Below are 868 nucleotides of genomic sequence, written 5' to 3'. Positions count from 1 at the left end.
GGGAATGCCTAAACCGAAAGGCTCGCGCCTTCCTGCTGTTCGCATCGGTGCGCCTTATGCTGCGTAGACTTGCAAGATCAATGCGATGATCCCGGATCAGACTCTCATCATAACAGCACAGGCACGCACGTACAAGCTGTTGGTCGTCTTAATTAACGACTAGTGAGTAAATCCACCACAGCAGGATGGAAGCCAGGACTACAATAGCGCAGAAATTTCTAGCGAGTTTGTCGTAACGGGTGGCAACCCGACGCCAGTCTTTGAGGTGTGATACCAGCGGGCTGATGCATTGACTCCTCGGAGAATTCGTTTGGAGCGGCTCGAGGCGGCGTGATTCGGTTTTCCCGCTGGGGGGCAAGGTCATGACGGTATCGATCACGCGAGAGAATGTTACCGCTGCGGATCTGCGACGGGAGGCCGGGCGGACATCGGATACCGGGGCGGCCCGCCGGATGCTGGCGATCGGCATGGTCCTGGAGGGAAGTTCGCGCGCTGATGCGGCGCGGCGGTGCGGGATGGATCGGCAGACGTTGCGCGATTGGGTGCATCGGTTCAATGCGGAAGGCGTGGCGGGTTTGTCGGATCGGCCCCATGCGGGTGGTGTGCAAGCCCGTCTATCGGTCGCGCAACAGGAACAGGTGGCCGATTGGGTTCGAGCCGGCCCGACCTTGGAAAAGGACGGGGTGGTGCGCTGGCGGCGGATTGATCTGCAAGCAAAGATCGCCGAAACGTTCGCGCTGCACTTGCACGAACGGAGTGTCGGCAAACTGTTGCGGCGCCTGGTGTAGCGCGACAATCTGGGTGAGAAAATGCGTCAATCAGGATGAGAATTGATGACCGCAACGAGTTCATGATGTTCGGTCTGATT

1 pseudogene is annotated in these 868 nt (G+C 58.8%); it reads left to right on the top strand.

The features are described from left to right. Positions 1–362 precede the first annotated feature (362 nt). A pseudogene (locus GSQ89_RS03865) lies at positions 363–782 on the top strand (helix-turn-helix domain-containing protein); the annotation flags it as partial. Positions 783–868 lie beyond the last annotated feature (86 nt).

The sequence above is a fragment of the Acidisphaera sp. S103 genome (assembly GCF_009765975.1).
GTDB lineage: Bacteria > Pseudomonadota > Alphaproteobacteria > Acetobacterales > Acetobacteraceae > Rhodopila.
This window is presented reverse-complemented; position numbering and strand designations above follow the sequence as displayed.